Source organism: Bradyrhizobium sp. AUGA SZCCT0222 (assembly GCF_018130205.1).
Classification (GTDB): Bacteria; Pseudomonadota; Alphaproteobacteria; order Rhizobiales; family Xanthobacteraceae; genus Bradyrhizobium.
This window is the reverse complement of the sequence record NZ_JAFCLX010000079.1, coordinates 1-22,542: the sequence shown is the minus strand read 5'-3', so window position 1 is coordinate 22,542 and position 22,542 is coordinate 1. Positions and strand designations below refer to the sequence as shown.

The 22,542-nt window shown below is 63.1% G+C and carries 21 protein-coding genes and 1 tRNA gene; 11 read left to right on the top strand and 11 right to left on the bottom strand.

What is annotated here, in order from left to right:
* The first annotated feature begins 562 nt into the window (after window positions 1-562).
* Both flhA and JQ629_RS35740 read left to right on the top strand, forming a co-directional pair.
* A complete protein-coding gene (flhA, locus tag JQ629_RS35745; protein ID WP_212416617.1) occupies window positions 563-2,695 on the top strand; it encodes a flagellar biosynthesis protein FlhA in 2,133 nt (710 codons plus the stop codon).
* A 319-nt stretch (window positions 2,696-3,014) separates the two neighbouring features.
* A complete protein-coding gene (locus JQ629_RS35740; protein WP_212416616.1) occupies window positions 3,015-3,221 on the top strand; it encodes a hypothetical protein in 207 nt (68 codons plus the stop codon).
* A gap of 225 nt (window positions 3,222-3,446) precedes the next feature.
* On the opposite strand, the gene JQ629_RS35735 is transcribed toward JQ629_RS35740, so the two are convergent.
* The 4 genes from JQ629_RS35735 to fliI form a co-directional block, all read right to left on the bottom strand.
* Entirely contained in the window at window positions 3,447-4,376 is a 930-nt protein-coding gene (locus JQ629_RS35735; RefSeq protein WP_212416615.1) for an anti-sigma factor, read from the bottom strand.
* Window positions 4,377-4,433: 57 nt separating this feature from the next.
* Complete coding sequence (locus JQ629_RS35730; protein ID WP_212390083.1) at window positions 4,434-4,979, bottom strand: sigma-70 family RNA polymerase sigma factor; 546 nt, start codon at window positions 4,977-4,979, stop codon at window positions 4,434-4,436.
* Between the two features lie 177 nt (window positions 4,980-5,156).
* Entirely contained in the window at window positions 5,157-5,576 is a 420-nt protein-coding gene (gene fliJ, locus JQ629_RS35725) for a flagellar export protein FliJ (protein WP_212265991.1), read from the bottom strand.
* Window positions 5,577-5,685: 109 nt separating this feature from the next.
* A complete protein-coding gene (gene fliI / locus JQ629_RS35720; RefSeq protein ID WP_212416614.1) occupies window positions 5,686-7,008 on the bottom strand; it encodes a flagellar protein export ATPase FliI in 1,323 nt (440 codons plus the stop codon).
* A gap of 365 nt (window positions 7,009-7,373) precedes the next feature.
* Here fliI and ctrA point away from each other — a divergent pair, with 365 nt between their 5' ends.
* The 5 genes from ctrA (at window position 7,374) to JQ629_RS35695 (ending at window position 11,205) form a co-directional block, all read left to right on the top strand.
* Window positions 7,374-8,075 carry a response regulator transcription factor CtrA gene (gene ctrA / locus JQ629_RS35715; RefSeq protein ID WP_015688285.1) on the top strand — a complete coding sequence of 234 codons (702 nt, stop codon included), beginning with the start codon at window positions 7,374-7,376 and terminating at the stop codon, window positions 8,073-8,075.
* Between the two features lie 171 nt (window positions 8,076-8,246).
* Window positions 8,247-9,053: a cytochrome P460 family protein gene (locus JQ629_RS35710; RefSeq protein WP_212416613.1), complete on the top strand. Its 807-nt coding sequence runs from the start codon at window positions 8,247-8,249 to the stop codon at window positions 9,051-9,053.
* Window positions 9,054-9,188: 135 nt separating this feature from the next.
* Complete coding sequence (locus tag JQ629_RS35705) at window positions 9,189-9,593, top strand: DUF350 domain-containing protein (protein WP_192739886.1); 405 nt, start codon at window positions 9,189-9,191, stop codon at window positions 9,591-9,593.
* 2 nt (window positions 9,594-9,595) lie between these two features.
* On the top strand, window positions 9,596-10,042 hold the full coding sequence (locus tag JQ629_RS35700) for a hypothetical protein (RefSeq protein ID WP_212416612.1): 447 nt from the start codon (window positions 9,596-9,598) through the stop codon (window positions 10,040-10,042).
* 5 nt (window positions 10,043-10,047) lie between these two features.
* A complete protein-coding gene (locus JQ629_RS35695; RefSeq protein ID WP_212416611.1) occupies window positions 10,048-11,205 on the top strand; it encodes a glutathionylspermidine synthase family protein in 1,158 nt (385 codons plus the stop codon).
* 25 nt (window positions 11,206-11,230) lie between these two features.
* Here the strand turns inward: JQ629_RS35695 and JQ629_RS35690 are convergent, their stop codons facing one another.
* From JQ629_RS35690 to chpT, 6 genes are all read right to left on the bottom strand, one after another.
* Complete coding sequence (locus tag JQ629_RS35690; RefSeq protein ID WP_212416610.1) at window positions 11,231-12,112, bottom strand: CheR family methyltransferase; 882 nt, start codon at window positions 12,110-12,112, stop codon at window positions 11,231-11,233.
* Window positions 12,109-13,290, bottom strand: coding sequence for a protein-glutamate methylesterase/protein-glutamine glutaminase (locus tag JQ629_RS35685; RefSeq protein ID WP_212416609.1), 1,182 nt, complete (start codon window positions 13,288-13,290; stop codon window positions 12,109-12,111). The genes JQ629_RS35690 and JQ629_RS35685 overlap by 4 nt, the downstream gene beginning before the upstream one ends.
* A gap of 141 nt (window positions 13,291-13,431) precedes the next feature.
* Window positions 13,432-13,797, bottom strand: a complete 366-nt coding sequence (locus JQ629_RS35680; protein ID WP_192739881.1) for a response regulator — start codon at window positions 13,795-13,797, stop codon at window positions 13,432-13,434.
* A 75-nt stretch (window positions 13,798-13,872) separates the two neighbouring features.
* On the bottom strand, window positions 13,873-14,343 hold the full coding sequence (locus tag JQ629_RS35675) for a chemotaxis protein CheW (protein ID WP_212416608.1): 471 nt from the start codon (window positions 14,341-14,343) through the stop codon (window positions 13,873-13,875).
* A gap of 19 nt (window positions 14,344-14,362) precedes the next feature.
* Window positions 14,363-17,137: a hybrid sensor histidine kinase/response regulator gene (locus JQ629_RS35670; RefSeq protein ID WP_212416607.1), complete on the bottom strand. Its 2,775-nt coding sequence runs from the start codon at window positions 17,135-17,137 to the stop codon at window positions 14,363-14,365.
* Window positions 17,138-17,330: 193 nt separating this feature from the next.
* Window positions 17,331-17,978: a histidine phosphotransferase ChpT gene (gene chpT, locus JQ629_RS35665; protein ID WP_212416606.1), complete on the bottom strand. Its 648-nt coding sequence runs from the start codon at window positions 17,976-17,978 to the stop codon at window positions 17,331-17,333.
* A gap of 163 nt (window positions 17,979-18,141) precedes the next feature.
* Between chpT and JQ629_RS35660 the strand changes: the two genes are divergently transcribed.
* A complete protein-coding gene (locus JQ629_RS35660; RefSeq protein ID WP_212416605.1) occupies window positions 18,142-18,969 on the top strand; it encodes a 3'(2'),5'-bisphosphate nucleotidase CysQ family protein in 828 nt (275 codons plus the stop codon).
* 1 nt (window position 18,970) lies between these two features.
* Here the strand turns inward: JQ629_RS35660 and JQ629_RS35655 are convergent, their stop codons facing one another.
* Window positions 18,971-19,435, bottom strand: coding sequence for a YHS domain-containing (seleno)protein (locus JQ629_RS35655; RefSeq protein ID WP_212416604.1), 465 nt, complete (start codon window positions 19,433-19,435; stop codon window positions 18,971-18,973).
* Between the two features lie 153 nt (window positions 19,436-19,588).
* Between JQ629_RS35655 and JQ629_RS35650 the strand changes: the two genes are divergently transcribed.
* From JQ629_RS35650 to JQ629_RS35640, 3 genes are all read left to right on the top strand, one after another.
* Window positions 19,589-20,254, top strand: coding sequence for a DUF1134 domain-containing protein (locus JQ629_RS35650; protein WP_212416603.1), 666 nt, complete (start codon window positions 19,589-19,591; stop codon window positions 20,252-20,254).
* A gap of 246 nt (window positions 20,255-20,500) precedes the next feature.
* The gene (locus JQ629_RS35645) at window positions 20,501-21,781 is read left to right on the top strand and encodes a coiled-coil domain-containing protein (protein ID WP_212416602.1); all 1,281 of its coding nucleotides are present in this window, start codon (window positions 20,501-20,503) and stop codon (window positions 21,779-21,781) included.
* Between the two features lie 104 nt (window positions 21,782-21,885).
* Window positions 21,886-21,960 (top strand) — tRNA-Val (locus JQ629_RS35640).
* Window positions 21,961-22,542: the final 582 nt, after the last annotated feature.

Below are 22,542 nucleotides of genomic sequence, written 5' to 3'. Positions count from 1 at the left end.
GAGAGCGCGTTATAAGCCGTAAAGCCATTGCGCAGGGAATGTCGGATGCTCTCCGCTGCCCTGTATGCTCGTGTGCACCATCTTGTTGCACAATCGCACACGAGACCGCGGGTGCAGCGCGCACCCGGCATTCCCTGCTCCCTTGTTTTTGGGAGGAACAGATTTGCATGACCCGGGCATTGCGCCGCGGGATCGCGGAGGTGTGCTTGAAGGTGTGTTTCCGTCACCCTGAGGTGCGAGCGAAGCGAGCCTCGAAGGGTGCTCGGCCACAGTCGGGCCGTCGTCCTTCGAGGCGCGCAAGAGCGCGCACCTCAGGATGACGGAATCGCGGACCGAATTGGCTGCAAAGGGCGGCCAAACGACGGCCCAAACACCGGAAATTAACCCTTTACTAACCATACACCGGGCAAAATTTGCCCAGTGAAGTCGAGTGTCGTCAGCCGCGTAGAACGGGAGGAACCCCGTGGACGCCAGTGCGGTGCCTCACTTACGGAGCGGCGGCCCTTCGGCCGCCGCGAAGACGTCTGGCGGCCGCGGCCGCCATTCGCGAGGAGCTGCAAGCATGGTCGACGTCACGGCAGGTCAGGGCACAGGGGCAAGCGGCGGCTTCCCCAGCTTCAGTGAAATCGGCACCATGCTCCGGCGCGGCGATCTCGCCCTCGCCTTCGGCGTCCTCACCATCCTGGTGGTGCTGATCCTCCCGCTGCCCGCGATCGTGCTCGACCTGTTCCTGGCGATCTCGATCACGGTGTCGATCCTGATCCTGATGACGGCGCTGTTCATCCAGGCGCCGCTGGAATTCTCGTCGTTTCCGACCGTCCTGCTGATCTCGACCATGCTGCGGCTGTCGCTGAACATGGCCTCGACCCGGCTGATCCTGAGCCACGGCCATGAGGGCACGGCGGCGGCCGGCCACGTCATCGAGGCGTTCGGCAATTTCGTGATGGGCGGTAATTTCGTAATCGGAATTATCGTGTTCGCGATCCTGGTCATCGTGAACTTCATCGTCATCACCAAGGGTTCGGGCCGTATCGCCGAAGTCGCGGCCCGCTTCCAGCTCGACTCGATGCCCGGCAAGCAGATGGCGATCGACGCTGATCTGTCCGCCGGCCTGATCGACGAAGCCACCGCCAAGCGGCGCCGCAAGGAACTGGAAGACGAAAGCGGCTTCTTCGGCGCCATGGACGGCGCCTCGAAATTCGTGCGCGGCGACGCCATCGCCGGCCTCCTGATCGTTTTCATCAACGTCATCGGCGGCATCATCATCGGCGTCGCCCAGCAGGGCATGAGCTTTGGCGATGCCGCCCGCACCTACACCATCCTGACCGTCGGCGACGGCCTGGTCACCCAGGTGCCGGCGCTGATCGTCTCGACCGCGGCCGGCCTGCTCGTCTCCAAGGCCGGCATCACCGGCGCCGCCGACAAGGCGCTGATGAAGCAGCTCTCTGGTTACCCGCAGGCGCTCGGCATGTCGGCCGGCGTGATGCTGGTGCTGGCCTTGCTGCCGGGCATTCCGATGCTGCCGTTCGTGGCGCTCGGCGGCGGCGCCGCTGTCCTGGCCTGGAAGGCGCGCAACCGCAACCGCAATACCAGGGCGGCCGAAGCCGCCGAGCTCGCCGCGCCCGATATTGCAGCTGCGGCCGCCAGCGCGGCGGCGGAAGAGCCGATCGCCAATTCGCTCAAGATCGACGATCTCAAGATCGAGCTCGGCTATGCGCTGCTGCCGCTGGTCAACGGCCCCGACGGCACCGACCGCCTCACCGAACAGATCAAGGCGCTGCGCCGTTCGCTCGCGGTCGAAATGGGCTTTGTGATGCCGGCGGTGCGCATCCTCGACAACGTCCAGCTCGAGGCCAACACCTACATGATCAAGATCAAGGAAGTCGACGCCGGCAGCGGCAAGATCTGGCCGAACCAGTTCATGGTCATGGACCCGGCCGGTAACCAGGTCGGCGTGCCCGGCATCCACACCATCGAGCCGACTTTCGGGCTGCCCGCGACCTGGGTCGACGCCAGCCTGAAGGAAGAGGCGTCGCTGAAGGGCTATACCGTCGTCGACGCTGCGACCGTGCTGTCGACGCATCTGACCGAGCTGTTGAAGAGCAATATGTCGGACCTGCTGTCCTATGGCGAGGTGCAGAAGTTGATCAAGGACCTGCCGAAGGAACAGGGCGAACTGGTCAAGGACATCGTGCCGAGCCAGGTCACCATGTCGGGCATCCAGCGCGTGCTGCAATTGCTGCTGTCCGAACGGATCTCGATCCGCGACCTCTCCACCATCCTGGAAGGCATTGCCGACGCGCTGGCGTTCTCGCGCAACCCCGCCACCATGGTCGAGCACGTCCGCGCCCGGCTGGCGCGCCAGATCTGCGCCCAGAACACCTCCTACAACGGCTATCTGCCGCTGATCGCGCTGTCGGCGCGGTGGGAACAGGCGTTCGCCGAATCGATCGTCGGCAGCGGCGAAGACCGCAGCCTGGCGATGCAGCCGTCAAAGCTGTCGGAGTTCATGACCGCGGTGCGCGTCAGCTTCGAGCGCGCCGCCCAGGAAGGCGAGGCCCCGGTGCTGGTGACGTCGGCGGCGATCCGCCCGTTCGTGCGCTCGCTGGTGGAACGGTTCCGCGCCCAGACCACCGTGCTGTCGCAGGCCGAAATCCACCCGCGCGCCCGGCTGAAAACGGTCGGCAGCGTTTAGTTCCGCCGCGAAAATCGACAAGGGCGCCGCGAGGCATTTTCGCCACAGGCAAACGGTTTGTAAAAATCGGCCCCGCCGGGGGTGTTTTCCGATCACCCACGAAATACGCATTTAACATATTGAAATAATTCATAAATTATTGATTTCGAGGCGCCGCCGCGCGATCTCCAATCGCGGCCGTTCAAGTCTTTTCACTGCGTTGTGATCGCATCTGTGGAACGAAACAGCGAATTCCTACGTTTCCTGTGCCGAGACGTTGAACCTGTTTGTCGATGAGGCCGTCTAATTCGACACAGGGGAAGGCGGGCAGGAGACTTCCATGAACCACTCGATTTACAGCGCAGACCGCACGACCCATCTCAAGATTGTGGTCGTAGCTTTGGCCGTGGGCATCCTGGTCGCCGGCTTCGGCATCACGGCGCGCACCACTTCGGACGAAGGTTTCCAGCAGACCGCGAGCAACCGCGTGATGAAGGCCGGCAAGCCGGTCGTGGTCACGAGTTCGGGCAATTCGGTCGTACGCTAAGAAAAGGAATTCACGAATTCACGCGGCTCTTTACAGCCCCCCAAAGTCGCCACGTGAAGTACTAGAAGACCCCAACTACCCCTAAGTTGACACTACCCCAAGTCGACTACGAAAACGCCCGCTCCCCACGGGCGTTTTCTCTTTCCATAGCGTTTTCAAGCGAAGTGGATCCCGGTTCGCGTGAAGAAAACGCGTCAAAATAAAATGGGGGGGGGTCCAAAAAAATCAGCGCGCCGGCCCGGCCGGCACCGTCTCGATCAGCTTGCCGGCGAAGACCGGCGGCAAGTTCGGCTTGCCGTCACGCGATCCGCCGGCCTGCTCGACCGTCACCGCGTAGGTCGCGGCGTTGATCGTGCCGGCGTCGTAGGACGCGAGCACGTTACGCGCGGTGAACTCGCTGCCGCCGATCACGCCCAGCGAGCGCGGCTGCGGCAGCTTGTCGGAGACCAGCCATAGCTCGAAGCTCTTGCCGGCTTCGGCGGTGGCGCCGACCTTGCGGACGGTGAAATTTTTTGTGGCGGCGTCGACAGTGAGGATGAACGCCGGCGAACCGCCGTTCGCCTGCAAGATCGCCACGTATTGCGCCGACGGCGGCGCCGGCAGCGGCGGCGTCTTGACCTCGACCAGTTGCGTGCGGATCTTGGGACGAAGAGCATTGGGCAGCGAGTCCGGCGAATAGACCTGCAGGCCGAGCATCGCGATCAGCGCCGCGGCGGCAGCCGTCGCGAACGACGCCAGATTGCGCCAGCGCTTCACCCGGCCGGACAGCTGGACGACGTTGGAATTGTCCAGGGAATTGCGGGCGAAATTGTCGGCAGCGGAAGGGCCCGCGGCCGAACCGTCGGCGACCGGCGCCTGTTCGACAAATACGGGCACTATCGACGGCGGAGGCGGTGCGGCTTCCGGCAGCGCCAGCGGCACCTGCGGTCCGGCATGTCCGATCGCGCGTTGAATATTCTCCCACACGATCGGCCGCGGCTCGACCGAGCCGACCATCTGGTTGAGGACGCCGAGCCTGTACTCCCACGCCTGGACCACGGCGGTGAATTCCGTGTCGACGGCCATCATGGTTTCGACCTGCGCGCGCTCGTCGGCATCGAGGGTGCCGAGCGCATATTCCGCGGCGAGCGCGATATGGTCTTCGCTATAGGCCATCATCTAACGTCCAGGGCACCCTTCAAGACAGCTTCCAAAGAACTCAAATCCAGAAACTCAAAGCCCGAGACATTCCCGGATATCCATCATGCTGCGGCGCAGCCACGTCTTCACCGTATTCACCGGCGTCTCGAACTTGGCGGCCAGCTGCTCGCGGCTCCAGCCGTTGTAATAGGCCAGCAGCACCAGCTTCTGCCTATCCGGCTCCAGACGGCCGACGCATTCCAGCAGCCGCTTCAACTCTTCCGTCATCTCGCGCCGCGCCAGCGGATCGGGTGAATCGGCGGCCACTTCCATTGCGGTCGGCTCCTCCTCGATCGAGGCCTCGCTCTTTTTGCGCACGACGTCGATCGCCCGGTTGCGCGCGATCGCCGCCATCCACGTGATCGGCGAAGCAAGCGCCGGATTGAATTGGCCCGCGCTGTTCCAGATCTTGACGTAGGCCTCCTGAATGACCTCCTCGGCGAGATCCTGTCGGCGCAAGATACGGAGGACGACACCGAAGAGTTTCGCGCGCGTGGCGGCGTAAAGCCGTTCGAAAGCGGCTTCATCCCCCTTCGCAACAGCGGCAATCAGCCAAACCAGCTCGGCTGGCGTCAGCATTCGGCGTCCCCCAAATCGCGATCCCCCATCGCGCTTTACGCCGGGAGGCATCGAGAACCCTCCTAGCATACCTTGCAGCAAACCAGCCACCAAGACGCCTGTCTGTGGACATTATCAAAGAAAAACCCGGACCTTGCGGCCCGGGTTGTCGATGATCGGATGAGGGAAGGTAAGGCGTCAGGCGATGGCGCCGAGGCGGGCGCGCATCAACCCGATGGAGTCCATGTCGGCCTGCTCGCGGGCGTTCTCCTCGGCGCGTTCGCGCGCCTGGTCACGCTCGTCCAGCAGTTCGACCTTCTTGAGCTCCTCGAAGGCTTCGCCGAGGAGGCTCTTGGCATCCTCGAGCTGGATGCGCAGTTCGTCGGCCGAACGGGTCAGGTTCTCGCGCCGCTGGATCGCCGCCTTGGCATAGGTCGGATAGGCGAAGTGAGAGGGATCTTGGATCCCGGCCCGGTCCTGCTCGGTCTGGATTTCGCGCTCGAGGTCGACCGACATGCGCTGGAAATCAGCGATCATGCCTTCGATCTGGGTAACCCTTCGGCGCTTCTCATCGACCTGAAACTTCTTCAGGCGGATCAGCGTTTCACGTGACTTCATCGACTCATACTCCCCAGAAGTCCCAATCTTAACGCGGGACAAAGCCGGCTTCCCCCGGGGGCCCCGCCAGCAAGACTATTCATGTGCCGGGGATGATGGCCTGACAAAGTTAGCGTTCCGTTTCCAAACCAGTCAGGATCTGCGCCAATTGCTGGTAGCCGTCGGCGAGGCTTGCTTTTTCGCCCTTGCCCTGCCGCAGGAACCCTTCCAGCGGCTCGTGCAGCCGGATCGCCTCGTCCACCTCCGGGCTCGACCCCGCCCGGTACGCGCCGAGCCGGATCAGTTCCTCCATATCGGCGTAGGTCGCCATCACCTGACGGCCCCGCGTGATCACGGGCAGATAGGCCGGATCGGCCGATTTCGGCATGGTGCGGGAGACCGATTTGAGGACGTTGATCGCGGGAAAACGCCCGCGCTCGGCGATCGATCGCTGCATCACGACGTGGCCGTCGAGAATGCCGCGCACCGCGTCCGCGATCGGTTCGTTATGATCGTCGCCATCGACCAGCACGGTGAAAATCCCGGTGATGGTGCCGGTGCTGGTGCCTGGCCCTGCCCGCTCCAGAAGCTTCGGCAGTTCAGTGAACACCGTCGGCGTATAGCCTTTGGCGGTCGGCGGCTCACCCGCTGACAGTCCGATCTCGCGCTGCGCCATCGCAAAGCGCGTCACGGAATCCATCAGGCACAGCACGTCCTTGCCTTCATCACGAAAATATTCGGAGATCGCGAGCGTCAGATAGGCCGCCTGCCGGCGCATCAAGGCCGGCTCGTCGGAGGTCGCCACCACCACGACCGAGCGCGCCAGGCCTTCATCGCCAAGGTCGTCCTGCAGGAACTCCTGCACCTCGCGGCCGCGTTCGCCGATCAGGCCGATGACCGTGATATCGGCATCGACATTGCGCGCCAGCATCGACAGCAGCACCGATTTGCCGACGCCGGATCCGGCGAAGATGCCGAGCCGTTGGCCGCGGCAGCAGGTCAGGAACGTATTCAAGGCGCGCACGCCAAGATCGAGCGGCGCGCCGACCCGTTGGCGTGAATGCGCCGGCGGCGGCGAGTTCCGATACGGCATCGGCGATGGCCCCTGCGTCAGCGGCCCCTTGCCGTCGATCGGTTCCCCCATCGCGTTGAGCACGCGGCCGAGCCAGGATGGCGAGGGCCGCACCTGCCCCGCGGCATTGGCGATCACGGCGCGGCAGCCGCGCCTGACCCCTTCGAGGCCGGCGAACGGCATCACCACCGCATTGTTCCCGGAGAAGCCGATCACCTCGGCCGGAATGAAACTGCCGCCGGTCTCGATCACGATCCTGGCGCCGACCGACATCGCATGGATCGGCCCCGCGATCTCGACCATCAGCCCGCGCACGCCGATCACACGGCCATATATATTGACGCCGTCGACATCGCCGATCTGTTCCGCGAGCGCCTTCATTGCGAAAACCTTAAGTTTCCGCGTGTTTGAAAGGGGCGCTTAACCTCGTGTTTACCCGCATCGTTAATCATTGCGTCACTGTCTTTGGTGACTGAGAGCGCTTGCCCATCAGAAGAAGGGTGAGTCGCGGGAGTCGGTTAGGCCCGTCTCTTAATGTGGAACTTGAACGAGAACGGTAAGGAAAAGCTGCTTCGACGCAATATCTTACGGCGATTCGACAAAAATTGCACGGTTAGAGCTTGCGAACACGAATCAGTATTTGTTAACCATATGTCGTCAGGATCCGAATCAGTTGTTCAAAGGCGTTTTGAGTGCCGCAAGTGCGGCCGACCTGACGCCCGGAGCGGCGACTATAGGGGACTGGCATGCGCGTTTTGCTGATAGAAGATGACAGCGCCGTCGCGCAGTCGATCGAGCTGATGCTTAAATCCGAGAGTTTCAACGTCTATACGACGGATCTCGGAGAAGAAGGCGTCGATCTCGGTAAGCTTTACGATTACGACATTATCCTTCTCGACCTCAATTTGCCCGACATGTCCGGTTACGACGTGCTCAAGCAGCTTCGGGTGTCGAAGATCAAGACCCCCATTCTGATCCTCTCCGGCCTCGCCGGCATCGAGGACAAGGTCAAGGGTCTCGGCGTTGGCGCCGACGACTACATGACCAAGCCCTTCCACAAGGACGAACTGGTCGCCCGCATCCACGCGATCGTGCGCCGTTCCAAGGGTCATGCCCAGTCCGTGATCCAGACCGGCGACCTCGTGGTCAATCTCGACACCAAGACGGTCGAGGTCGGTGGCCAGCGCGTCCATCTGACGGGCAAGGAATACCAGATGCTGGAGCTGCTCTCGCTCCGCAAGGGCACCACGCTCACCAAGGAAATGTTCCTCAACCACCTCTATGGCGGCATGGACGAGCCCGAGCTCAAGATCATCGACGTCTTCATCTGCAAGCTGCGCAAGAAGCTCGCCAACGCTTCGGAAGGCCGCAATTTCATCGAGACTGTGTGGGGCCGCGGCTACGTGCTGCGCGAGCCGCACGAGCAGGAAGAACGCATTCCCGCCTGACCAGGGTTTACGGCGAGCCGCAAGGCTCACTCCTCCCCGACTGGACCCCGCCGCGAATGGCGGGGTTTTTGTTTTTGGGCCTGACACACGACAAATTCGCTTCCCCTGGATTGAAACCCACTTCGCGGTGCCTCGTATCTGACGGAACTGTCCGCAAACGAGGGGGAAGTCGTGAAAAACGTCAGGCTGCTTGCCGCGGTTGCGCTCGGATCGGCATCGGGCGCGCTCATCGGCTATTCGGCGCTCGCCGGCGGCGACAAGGTCGCCTTCCCGGAGAATTTCGACAAGGACACGCTCTACGCCACCGTCAGCCGTTACGACAACAAGCAGTATCGCGAGCTCTATGCGACGCCGGCGGCGGTCGATGCGGTACGCAAGGGGCAGCCGGTCCCGAGCGGCACGGTGCTGACGCTGGTTCAGTACAAGGCGCAGCTCGATGCGGCCGGCGAGCCGCTCAAGGATGCCAGCGGCCGTTTCCAGAAGGGCGACCTCGTCGCCTACACGGTGATGGAAAAGCGCGACGGCTGGGGCACCGAGTACAAGGACGACATTCGGAACGGCGAATGGGAGTATCAGGCGTTTGGGCCGGACAGGAAGGTCAACGACAAGGCCAATTTGACGAGCTGCTTCACGTGCCACAAGCCACATGCCGGGCAGGATTTTGTTATCTCACTTGCGGGCCTGAAGGGCACGCCAGAAGGCGCCATGGCAAAGCCCGCGCCGGGCCCCGGCGTCGTCTCGATCTCCGACTTCAAATTCGGACCGGAGAACGTCGTCGTCAACAAGGGCCAGACCATCACCTGGCACAACACCGATTCCTCGCCGCACCAGGTCACAATCACCGGCGCCAAAGCGCAGCGCTCGTCAATCGCGCTGAAAGGCCAGACCACCCAGCTGACCCTCGCCGATGCCGGAATCTACGACTACATCTGCGGCCTGCACCCGGCGATGAAGGGCAAGATCGAGGTCAAGGAATAGCCTGCTGCGTCAAGGCCGATTGGCTAACTCCGCCTGAAAACGGGGGCGTTTTTGCTTGGGATTGAACCGACACCTCCGATGCGCCGACCAATGGGTCGTGCGAACGTGGGGACTGATCGAGTCGGGGCGTTATCAATGATCTTGCAATCCCTCGCCGGGCTACCGGCGTTTCTGGTCTATTTCTGCACGGCGCTGGTCGCCGTGGCCGCCTACCTCTTCGTCTATACCCGTGTCACGCCGCATGACGAATTCCTGCTGATCCGCGACAATAATCCGGCAGCGGCAATCGCGTTGGGGCTCAGCCTGCTCGGCTTCGCGCTGCCTTTGGTCAGCGCCATCGCCCATTCCGCCAATGTCTGGGATTGCCTGATCTGGGCTGTTGTCGCGCTGATCGTTCAGATCATCGTCTTTTACCTCGTCAAGATACCGGTGCCGAACCTGTCGCAGCGGATTGCGGGCGGCGAGCTTGCCGCCGCCATCTGGCTTGGTCTAGCCTCGCTGGCCGCGGGCGCACTCAACGCTGCCAGCATGATCTACTGACCATGGCCAACAAGCCCCCCAAACGCACAAGCGAATTCGGGACGCGCAAACCATCGGTGCCGCCTGTCCCGCAGTCGTCGGGCCCGCCGGCAAAGCGTTCCGGCCACGTCGCGTTGTTTCTGATGGGCACGCTCGCGGTTGGCAGTGCCGCCTACACGCTGATGCCCAGCAACAAATGCGAACCGTCGCCGAACACAGCGCAGCCGTCGCTGCTGCAAAGCAGCGCCGCCGAATGCCAGCAGCGCGGGTCTTCATCCAGCAGTTCGGGTGGCGGCGGAAGCTCCTCACGCAGCAGCTATTACTCCGGCGGCTCCTCGTCGAGTTCTTCGGGTTCGAGCAATTCCTCCTCGAGCTATTCGGGCTCCAGCACCTCCGATTCCGGCTCGCACAGCGCGCAGCGCGGCGGCTTCGGTTCGTTCGGGCATGCCGTCGGCTTCTCTGGCGGCTGAATGTCATGGAACGCATCCCCTGCCCCGAACGCGACGACTGGCGTGCCACCGCCGAAAGCGCCGGATTCACTTTTCACACCATCGGCGGCGAGCGTTATTGGGACGAACGGGCCTATTACGCATTCACGCTGAACGAGATCGAACGGCGGATCGAGGCGCCCACCGGTGAGATCGAGGCGATGTGCCTCGAGGTGGTCGGCCGCGCGATCAACGACGAGAAATATCTGCGCCGGTTGAAAATACCCGAAGCCTTCTGGCCCCTGCTGTCGGAGAGCTGGCGCCGTCGCGACGCCAGCCTCTATGGCCGGCTGGACCTGAGCTATGACGGCTGGAGCCCGGCGAAACTGCTGGAATACAACGCAGATACGCCGACCTCGATTTTCGAAGCGGCGGTTTTTCAGTGGACCTGGCTCGAACAGGCGATCGAACGCAGCATCATCCCGAAGCGCGCCGACCAGTTCAACTCGATCCATGAACGGCTGATCGACGCCTGGAAAAAACACGGCAGCGCAAAGCACCTGCATCTGGCCGGGATGACCGACAATGCCGAGGACGCCGGCACCCTGGCCTATCTGCAGGACACCGCTAGTCAGGCGGGATTGAAGACCACGCTGATGGACATCAAGGACGTCGGATTGGGGGGCGATGGCCGGTTCGTCGATCTCGACGATCGCGGCATTGAGCTCGCCTTCAAGCTCTACCCCTGGGAATGGATGTTTCAAGACACGTTCGGCGCAAATCTGTCGAGCGCGCCGACGCGCTGGATCGAGCCGCCGTGGAAAGCGATCCTGTCCAACAAGGGCATTCTTCCGTTGCTCTGGGAGAAGTTCCCAAAACACCCCAATTTGCTACCGGCCTATTTCGAGGACGATCCGAAGGCGGCAATGCTCGGCTCCTCGTTCGTGCGCAAGCCGCTTTATTCGCGCGAAGGCGCAAATGTGACGCTCGTCAGCGCCGGCTCGACGCTGATGGAACAGCAAGGCCCATATGGGGCGGAAGGCTTCATCCTGCAGGGTTTCGCGTCCCTGCCGAGCTTTTCCGACCAATACCCGGTGCTCGGAAGCTGGCTGATCGATCACACACCGTGCGGACTATCGATCCGCGAGGACGAAAATCCGATCACCGGCAACACGTCACGGTTCGTACCGCACGCGATTCTGTAGCGGAAGCTATCGACAGACCGATAGATCAGCGTGCCGACGCCACCGACCTTGGCGCCTGCGGCACCAGGGTGGCTACCCCGGGGCGCACAACGGTTGGTGCGGCATTTGGACGATAGAGCCCGCGGCGATCCGGATAGGGCTTGAAGGCGTTGGTGATTCCGACCACGGATTCGGCAGCCCCCAGCGCCAGCACGCCATCGGGCTCCAGCATCCGCGAGATGCGTTCGAAGATTTTGGCTTTGGTGTCCTGGTCGAAATAGATCAGGACGTTGCGGCAGAAGATCACGTCGAACGTGCCGAGGTGAGAAAAATCCTGCAGCAGGTTCAACTGACGGTGCTGCACCATGCTGCGGATGTCGGCGTTGAGCTGCCACAGCTCGCCATTCTGCGTGAAATATTTCACCAGCATCTGGATCGGCAGGCCACGCTGCACCTCGAACTGGCTGAAGATGCCGGCCTTGGATTTTTCCAGCACGGCCAGCGAAAGGTCGGTCGCGACGATCTCGGTGCGCCAGCCCGCCAGCATGGCGCCGGCCTCCTTCAGGCACATCGCAATCGAATACGGTTCCTGCCCGGTGGAGGAAGCCGCGCACCAGATGCGCAGGGAACGACGCGCCGCGCGCGCCTGCGCCAGCGCCGGGAGCACCGCCTCTTTCAGATGATCGAACGGAAGCTTGTCGCGAAAGAAGAAAGTCTCGTTGGTGGTCATCGCTTCGACCACTTCCGCCGTCAGCGCCTCGGCGCCGACCTTCATCTTCTGAACGAGTTCGGGGATGCCGGCGAGATTCGCCTTGCGCGCCAGCGGCACCAGACGGCTCTCGACCAGATATTGCTTGTCGGCGGACAGGTCCAGTCCGGAACGCTCTTTCAGAAGCTTACGCAGATACTCATAGTCCTGAGGCGTCACGAACGATCTCCCGAAAACAACCGAACCAGTTTCGGCGCGATCTGATTAAGCGGCAATATCGCGGCGCAAATGCCGGCATTCGCGGCCGCACCCGGCATGCCCCACACCACACTCGTCGCCTCGTCCTGGGCAATCACGCTGCCGCCGGCCGCGACGATATCCTTGCCGCCGCGCATGCCGTCGGAGCCCATGCCGGTCAGGATCACGGACATGATGCCGCCCTGCCAGACGTCGATCGCGGAGGTGAACAGCGGATCGACCGCAGGCTTGCAGAAATTCACCGGCGGTCCGTCGTCGAGTGCGATCGCGGCCTCGGCGCCATGACGCACGACCTTCATATGACGACCGCCCGGCGCGAGATAGATCTGGCCGGCCTTGACGATCTCGCCATCGACCGCCTCATGCGCCGGCCGCCGGCTCGAACGCGCCAGATGCTCGGCGAGAATCGTGGTGAAGGTCGGCGGCATATGCTGCGTGATCAGAACCGGGAAACGGTCGATCACAGGCCCGATTTCGGTGACCAGCGACATCAGCGCCTGCGGACCACCGGTCGACGAGCCGATCAGGAGCACGCGCGGCGCCAGCATGCTGAACGGGCGGCGTGCCAATTGCGATTGCGCTGCCGGCGCCGCCAACGGTGGGCGCGCCGCAGCCTCGCGCGGCTTGTCGTGGTGGACCGGTGCCAGTGTCGGACTCGCATGCGCAGGCGCGTGCGACGAGCGGCGGATCTTGGCGCCGAGGTGACGGATCTTCTGGATCAGATCGTGGCGAAAAGTTTCGGCTGCGGAAGCCTCGCGCGTGCTTTCGGGCTTTGGAATGTAGTCGGAGGCGCCAAGCGAGAGCGCCTTGAAGCTGATCTCCGCATTGCGGCGGGTCAGCGTCGAGGCCATGATGATGATGAGATCACGCTTCTTCGCCAGCAGTTTCGGCAGCGCGGAAATGCCGTCGAGCTCCGGCATCTCGATATCGAGCACGGCGACGTCGGGATTAATGCGTTCGAGCTGGTTGACGGCGTCGAGGCCGGTGCGCAGGGAGGCGACGACCTCCATATCCGGCTCGGCGCCGATCCAGCGTGAGATCATCCCGCGGATGACGACGCTGTCGTCGACCACCATAACACGCAGCTTGTCCTGCCGTGTCGAAGTCGGGGCCGAGGCAGTTGTCAACGCAATACTCATTACTTCACCAGGAACGACTCGAACGGCACACTTAGCAAGATAAAGCCGAAGGCCGTTGAGCCGCCGGATCGAAGCACTTCTTATCTGAGCATGATCTTTTCGGAAAACCGATTTCCACTTTTCCGGATCATGCTGCGCAGATCAGATCAGGCCGACTTCCTGGAACTTCGCGGTGACGATGTCCTTGTCGAACGGCTTCATGATGTATTCGTTGGCGCCGGCGTGCAGCGCACGTGCGATGTGCGCGACGTCGTTTTCGGTGGTGCAGAACACCACCTTGGGCGCATCGCCGCCGGGCATGCGGCGCAGATTGCCGAGGAATTCATAGCCGTCCATCACGGGCATGTTCCAGTCGAGCAGGACCGCCTCGGGCATGGCGCGCTTGCAGGCGTCCAGCGCTTTCGCGCCGTCCTCGGCTTCGATGATCTGGAAATCAAGACCTTCCAGGATACGACGTGCGACCTTTCGAATGACACTGGAGTCATCGACGACGAGACATGTTCTCATTTTCGGCCTCTACTTCCATTCCCCAAAAGGGGACGTTTCCAAATGTTATGTACGCTTTCGCCTTGCTTCTGCTTCTTATGCCGCCAACAGATCCGGCACGATTTCGAGGACGCGATCGACATCGAGGACGACCATGAGCTGGCCGTCGAGGCGGTGGACGCCGCCGGCGAGCTTGGCCATGCGGGGATCGAGATTGACGGGGTTTTCCTCGCGGCTGTCGTCGGGCAGCCGGAGCACCTCGCCGATCTGGTCGATCAAGAGGCCGTAGGACTCGCCGCGCAGGTCGACGCCAACCGCCATCGGCGGCTTGCCGTCGTCGTTTTTGGGCAGCCCGAGCCGGGCGCGCATGTCGACGACCGTGACGATGCGGCCGCGCAGATTGAGCACGCCGGCGATCTCGGCCGAGGACAGGGGAACGCGGGTCAGCCGTTCCGGCATGAACACGTCCTGGACGCGGGAGATCGGCAGGCCGAACAATTGCCCGCCGATCACGGCGGTGACGTATTCGACCACGGTGCCCTCGATGGTGTCGGTCTTGGTTGTCATCGTGTGCGATCCTTTAGCCTTATGCCGCGCGCCTGGTTTCGCCGGCGGTCTGTTCCTTCAGCGCCGCGATCAGGCCGGGACGGTCGAACTTGGCGACGTAATCGTGGAAGCCGGCCTGCCGCCCGCGCTCGATCGCCGCCGGAGAGACCATCGAGGACAGCGCGATGATCGGCATCGCGCTTAAGTGCTGGTCAGCCCGGATCGTCTCGGCAAACTCGAACCCGTTCATGTCGGGCATCTCGATGTCGGTCAGCACCACGTCGAAGGCCTGGCCCGAACGCAGCGCGGTGAGACCTTCCTGCGCATTGGGGACGACCCGCACCCGGTAGCCGGCGGCTTTGAGCACCGGCGCCAGCATGTTGCGGAAGAAGGCTGAGTCGTCGACCAAGAGCACCGACTGCGCGGTCACCGAGGGGCGCATCTCCTTGCGGGAGAACCAGTCGGCAAACGCCATCGGCAAGAAATGGCCGACGTCGATCACTTCGGTGGCCTGGCCCTTGATCACGGCCGAACCCAGAATGCCTTCACTGGAACCGGCGACCTCGATGTGCAGCCGCTCCTCGACGATGTCGATGATCTCGTCGACCACCAGCCCCATCGAGCGGCCGTCGTCTGCGAACACCAGGATCGGCTGGGCGCCGGAGGTCTGGACGTTGACCCCGGTCATCTGCACCAGCGGCATCAGCTGCTCGCGGTACTGCACCATGTAGCGGCCGTTAGAGAGTTCGATCTTGTCGGTGGCGATCTCTTCCAGCCGGGTGACGAGGCCGAGCGGCACCGCCTTGGGCTGGCTCGAACCGGCGCGGAACACCAACAGCGAGGTCAGCTGTTCGCCGGTGTTGGCATGGGCCGCCGCGTTCTCGTCCGCCATCCCCTGGGCGGAGGAGCCGGCGGCGCCGAGCGCCTTGGCAAAGCCGTTGGGGTCGATGATCATGATCACCGCGCCATCGCCCAGGATGGTGTTGCCGGAGAACATGTCGATGTGACGGAGTTTTGTGGACATCGGCTTGACCACGATCTCTTCGGTGTGGAACACGCCGTCGACCACGATGCCAAAGGTCTGGCTGCCGACCTGGGTCACCACGATAAAACCGTTCTCGGGGTCGGAGGAGGAGCCGTCGTCGATCTTGAGCAGCTTCTTCAGGTGCATCAGCGGCAGCAGCTTGTTGCGCAGCCTTAAGACCGCGGTGTCCTTGATGCGCTCGATGCGGTGTTCGGAGTTGGCGCGGGCGCGGACCAGCTCGACAACAGACAATTGGGGTATAGCAAAGCGGTCGCCGCCGGCTTCCACGATCAGGGCCGAGACGATGGCCAGCGTCAGCGGGATCTTGATGGTGACGCTTGACCCCTCGCCGGCCACCGACTTGATGTCGATGGTGCCGCCGATCTGGTCGATATTGGTGCGCACCACGTCCATGCCGACGCCGCGGCCGGAGACCGAGGTGACGGTGGCGGCGGTGGAGAAGCCCGGCGCGAAGATGAACTTGTGGATCTGGGCTTCGGTCATCTTCTCCAGTTCAGCCTCGGAGACGAGCCCGTTCTGCAGTGCCTTGGCCTTGATCCGCTCGGTATTCAGCCCGCGGCCATTGTCGGCGATGCAGATGATGATGTGGCCGCCCTCGTGATAGGCGGACAGACGAATGGTGCCCTGCTCGGGCTTGCCGGAGGCGGCCCGCTCGGCCGGGGTCTCCAGGCCATGATCGGCGGAGTTGCGCACCATGTGCGTCAACGGGTCCTTGATCAGGTCGAGCACCTGGCGGTCGAGCTCGGTGTCGGCGCCGTGCATCTCGAGTTCGATCTGCTTGCCGAGTTCGCCGGAGAGGTCGCGGACGATCCTTGGCAGCTTCTGCCAGGCATTGCCGATCGGCTGCATCCGCGTCTTCATGACGCCTTCCTGCAGTTCGGCGGTGACATTGGAGAGGCGCTGCAGCGGCACCTTGAACTCGGTGTCCTCGTTGCGGCGGGAGATCTCCAAAAGCTGGTTGCGGGTCAACACCAGCTCGGAGACCATGGTCATCAGATGTTCCAGCGTGTCCACGTTGACGCGGATCGACTGGTTGGCGATCTTGTCGGCTTCCTGCACGTCGCCGCCATCGGAGGCGGCGGCCGCCTTGCGGGCCGGCTTTGCCTTTACTTCCTTTGCCGCCTGCGGCGCAGGGGCGGCTTCCGGCGCCGCGGGAGCCACGGCTTTGGCAGCAACTGCGGGCGCGGGTACGACTTCGATCTCGGTCTCGCGGAAGGCGCGTTCGAGATCGTCGAGCGAGACTTCGCCCGGACGCAGCGGCCGTTCCAGCACCTGATCCACCAGCGTGCCCTTGGCAACCTCTTGTGTCTTCGCGGGCTGTATCGGGGGCGCGGCCACGACCGGCGCCGGCGCTTCCACGGAGACGGCTTCGGCCTCAGCGTGCGCGTCGTGCGCCCCGCCCTCCGCCAACAGATGCAGCTTCTCGATCAGGTCCTCGTCGCTGCCTTCCGGCTCGTTCTCGGTCGCTTCGAGACCTGCGAGGATTTCCTTGATGCGGTCGATCGAGGACAGGATCAGCGTGACGGCGCCGGCGGTGACCGGCATGCCGTCGCGGAATTTGCCCATCAGGGTCTCGCCGGCATGGGCCAGCGCTTCCAGCCTCGGCAGGCCGAGGAAGCCGCAGGTGCCCTTGATGGTGTGCACCAGGCGAAAGATGTTATCCAGAATCTTCGCGTTGTTCGGGTCCTGCTCGAACCGCACCAACTGATTGTCGACCGTATCCAGGCTCTCGCTGGTCTCGGTCAAAAATTCCCGCAACAAATCATCCATGAAACCGGCCTTCGCACGCACCGGCACGCGACATCGACGTGCCTTACGGAACTTGGCCAGCTTCTATGCAAAGCGTTTAATATTGGTTGAGCAAATGGAAAAGAACGGCCTCAACAAAGAGATAAGACGGCTGCAATGAATCCAGCCGCCCAATATCAACCTTTGGTTAACCATAATCGCCCCGTGGCGGCGCTCAGGCGGCGGTAACGAGCACCTTGTCGCCGTCGAGCGTGAGCGTCACGGCGAGCCCGCAGGCCTGCGCCAAGAGCCGCGTATAATAAGGCTGTACCGCATGCGCATCGATGGCGGCACTGGAACTCGCACTCAAGAGGTCGGCGATGTTTTGCGGCACGCGGGCGTTGAGGCCGGCCGAGGTGACGCGAAAGCTCATCGTCTCGCCGTCGCCGATCGGGTCGATGGTCAGCGTACCGCCGCGCGGAATGGTCTGCTGCGCAATGACCAGCATGTTCAAGAGCAGCTTGACGCGGTTCTTCGGCAGCAACAGCCGCGGCAAATTCCAGGTGATGGTGATCTTGCCGTCCTCGATATGGCCGCGCGCCATGGTCTGGGCGTCGCCGAGATCGATCTGCGCGCCGGCCGAGCCGGCCGCGCCAAACGCCAGCCGGCAGAACTGCAACCGGGCCGAGGCGGTCTTGGCGCTCTTGCGAATCAGATCGAGCGCGAATTCACGATCTTCGGGCTTGGGATCGTCGTCGAGGACCTCCAGCCCATTGACGATGGCGCCAACCGGGCTGATGAGATCATGACAGACCCGCGAACACAGCAGTGCCGCAAGTTCGAGGGCGTCGGGAGCGACGCCGGGAGACGGAGTGCCAGACATCAGATTTTCCTGGAAGGCCGCGCAGTCCCCAATCGCTGCAAGAGACTGCCGGCGGACAGTTACGAATCACGCATGCTCGGTGGTTTGATACACTGCGCAGGCGCGTGCTGCCAGCACAGGACGGCACCGGTCAAGGGAACACGAACAGCAAATGAGCCCGCTTATGAATGAGGCAAGTCCGCCCGTTATCGATCATGTGGCCGCCACGGCCCTGATCGAGCCGCTGACCGATCTGGTGATCCAGGCCGGCGCCGCGATCCTTGCCGTCAACCGCGCCTCCATGACGGTCGATGGCAAGACCGACGGATCGCCGGTCACGGAAGCCGATCTCGCCGCCGACCGCATCATCGGCGAAGGCCTGGCACGGCTGGCGCCAAATATACCGTCATTGTCCGAGGAGCGGACGCATCTGGCGAAGCTGCCTTACAAGGACAGCTTCTTCCTGATCGACCCGCTCGACGGCACCAAGGAATTCGTCGCCGGCCGCGCCGAATTCACCGTCAACCTGGCGCTGGTGACCGGCGGGGTGCCGCTGCTCGGCATCGTCAGCGCTCCCGCGCTTGGATTGATCTGGCGCGGCATCGTCGGCCGGGGCGCCGAGCGGCTGACCCTTATTGACGGCGGCGCGCCGCGGATCGAGCCGATCCGGACGCGGCCCTGCCCGATCAGCGGAAAAGCCTGGACCGTGGCCGTCAGCCGGTCGCATGGCGATGACCGCACCGAAGCCTTTATCGCCGCAAGGCCCGGAGCCGTGCGCGCCGAACTCGGCTCGGCGGTCAAATTCGGCCGGGTGGCGGAAGGCGCGGTCGATATCTATCCCCGCCTGTCGCCGACCTGCGAATGGGATGTGGCGGCGGGCCATGCGGTGGTTACAGCCGCCGGCGGCAAGATCACGGATTCAACCGGCGCCGCGCTGCATTTTGGTTGTGGCCGCGAAGACTTCATCGTGCCGGAATTCATCGCCTGGGGCGATCCGAAGACCACGCCCTGATTTACTGCGCGAGGCCCTGTTCGAGCCGCGGCCAGCGGGCGGCGGCGTCTTTCAGGAAACGCGAAGGATCGGCCTTGAAAGCATCGCGGTTTTCCTCGCGGCCGAACAGATAGAGCCGCTGGCCTGCGACCACCCAGAACCGCGGGTTACCGGCATAGGTAACGCCTCGCCCCAGGTCGACCGGATCGTAACCACCGAACTGGGGGCCATAGACCTCGGGGTGGGCGACAAAGGAAGCGCGATTGCCCTCGTTGCGAAAGCGCCAGACGGCGCCGGCCTCGGCGGCCTCGAAATCCGCCACGCCCTGGACGGCCACGGAATCGGTGAAATAGGCGACGGGATCAAACCCCTCGATCGCAAGGCCGGAATAGCGATTGACCACCACCCGTTCGGTGGTCGCGGCAAGGGCGGTGAAATCAAGGCAGAGAACGCCGAAAAAGCCTGCCCATAGGGCGAAAATGGCCATTCCGGGGCGCCAACCATATCTTTCCTGCCGTTGTGCCGTCATAGTTGGTACCGATAACATACGAGTCGAGGGGACACTGGGCGCAACCTAGAGCCGTGCTTGTTGGCGTCAGGTTAAGGCTGCGGCCAGAATTTCGATACCAGGGGTTCTTTGATGATTTTCGTCTCACGCCTTGCCGCGGTAACGCTCGCCGCGCTGATGTGCTGGACTGTGCCCGCACCTGCGCAGCAGTCGGGGCCGATGCAACAGGCGCCCCTGCAGGCACCGGGCCAACAGGCGCCGTACCAGCAGGCACCGATCCAGCAGGCACCGCCGCCGCAGCGCGCGCCGAGCCCGGCGACCTACGGGCCGGACGAGTTGGTCAATGCCGGCCACAAATTCTTCGGCAACGTCTCGCGTGGGCTGGCATCGATCATCGAGCGCGCGGTGAGCCAATGGGGCCTGCCGAACGGTTACGTGCTCGGCGAGGAAGGCTCCGGCGCCTTTGTCGCCGGCCTGCGCTACGGCGAAGGCACGCTCTACACCAAGAACGCCGGCGACCTCAGGGTCTACTGGCAGGGTCCGTCGGTCGGCTTCGACTGGGGCGGCGACGGCGCCCGCACCATGACGCTGGTCTACAATCTGCCCGCCACCAACGCGATCTATCAGCGCTTCGCCGGCATCGACGGCTCGGCCTATATCGTCGGCGGCTTCGGCATGACCGCGCTCACCGCCAACAGCATCGTGCTGGTGCCGATTCGCTCCGGCATCGGTCTGCGGCTCGGCGCCAATATCGGCTATCTCAAATTTACCCCGCGCGCGACCTGGAACCCGTTCTGACCTTTTCCTGAGCAACGGTTTTCTGAACAGCGGAGCCTGATCGGTTCTGATTGCATCAGAACCGGGCTCCAGCTTTTGTTTTGACGCGTTTTCTTTACGCGAACCGGGGTCCACTTCGCTCGAAAACGCTATGCCCACACATTGATCTTCACGATTCAGGTTAACGCGGCATTGGGCTGGCCTTTTGCCGGTCCCCCATGGCATTGTGATTAACGAATTCTTTATGCCCTCGGGGAGTGACCATCCATGATCGAACCGATCATGTATCTGGCGATCGGTTTTCTGGTCTCGATGCTGTTTGGCCTGATGATCGTGCCGCTGGTGCATAACCGCGCGGTCCGGCTGACGACCCGCCGACTGGAAGCGGCCACCCCGCTGTCGATGGCTGAAATCCAGGCCGACAAGGATCAGCTGCGCGCGGAATTCGCGATGTCGGCGCGCCGGCTCGAGATGAGCGTCGACCAGCTCAAGAACAAGACCACCAGCCAGCTTGCCGAACTCGGCAAGAAATCCGACGCGATCAACCGCATGAAGATCGAGCTTGGCGAGAAGAACGCCACGATCTTCGGGCTCGAGGCGCGCGAGAAGGCGGTGAAGGAACAGCTGCGCGCCACCGAAGAGGAATTCGCGGCCAAGACCGAGATGCTGCGCGGCGCCGAAAAGGCGCTGACCGACAAGCAGGGCGAACTTGCCAAGATCAATCATGAACTGTCCGACCGTTCGATGGTGGCGGACAGCCGCCAGGTCGAGCTGGTCGCGGTGCGCACGCAGATCGAGGAGTTGAAGGGCCGCGTCGGCGACGCCGAAAAGGAATTCGCGGCGACGCAAGCCCGGCTCGCGCAGGAGCGCGGCGAATCCGACAACGCGACGCGCGAACTCAACGAGGCGCGCAGCCGCGTCGAAAATCTGAGCCAGCGCGTCACCGATCTGGACCGGCAGCTGATCATCCAGGTCAAGGAAGCCGAAATGCTCGGTAACCGCGTTGGCGATCTCGAAGCGCGGCTCGCCACCCAGGGCAAGCTCCTGGCCGAACGCGAATTCGAGAACAACCAGCTCAAGCAGGCCAACGACGTCGCCGAGCGCACGACCAAGGAATTGCGTGTCGAGATCGCGGCCCTGAGCCAGGGAGGCAATTCGCCTGCGATCGAAAAGCTGCGCAACGAGAAAGCCGCGGTCGAGGAACAGCTTCGTGTCGCGCGCGACGAACGCGCCAAGCTGCAGCGCGACATCAACGCGATCCAGCAGCAGGCCGAAAGCTCCTGGGCCACCGAGCGGATGGAGAACGCGCTGCTGCGCGAACGGATCAACGACATCGCCGCCGAGGTGGCCAAATTGGCTATCCAGCTGGAGGGGCCGAATTCGGCGATCGAGGCCATGCTGGCCGCCGAGCCGGCGGCACCAAAGCCCCCGGCCAAACCGGCCAACGACACCGCCGCCACCACGCCTTCCGAAGGCGGCGGCACCCTGGCCGAGCGAATCCGGGCCCTGCAGTCGCACGCCTCCCGCGCCCGCCAGCAAGGGGCGTGATTTCGGGCGTAATTCGTTCCAAATCGACCCTTTGTTTGCTTGACACCATGGGCCCGCACTTCGTAAATCGCGGGCTCTGACGAGGCGTGTTCCGCCAAAATCCCGGACGCATAGCTCAGCGGGAGAGCGTTCCCTTCACACGGGAGAGGTCCAAGGTTCGATCCCTTGTGCGTCCACCACCGTCCTGACCGGACGAGTTCAGGTTTGAATTTCAGACAGCCAGGCATTCCGTCGCCGATTCGTCGTTGCGAGCCAACGGGTCGCGCGAATGCGCGCCCGATGACAGGCTCCGCGAAGCAATCCATAGCGCGGCATAACGGATGGATGGATTGCTTCGTCGCTTCGCTCCCTTGCACAAACGCTTCGCGTTTGTTGCAGGCAATGACGGCTACAGCGCGGCTCCACAAACAGTGTCATACCCCGCGCATGCGGGGTATCCAGTACACTGCGGCTTATCGATTCTATCATCAGCGTCTCTGGAATACTGGATCACCCGCCTTCGCGGGTGATGACAGTTGAATGTGTGTCGGCGTTCTCGCGGCACATTGCGCCCGAGGTTTGCAGGTAGCGTCGCCCCCCGAAATTCAGAGGGCGCAGGGAATGCCGGATGCGCGCTGCACCCGCGGTCTCGTGTGCGAATAGTGCAAAGAAAGCTGCACACGAGCATACAGGGCAGCGGAGAACATCCGACATTCCCTGCGCAGTGGCTTTACGGCTTATGACGCGCTCTCCCCGGCGAGACGGCCTCTATTGCCACCGTC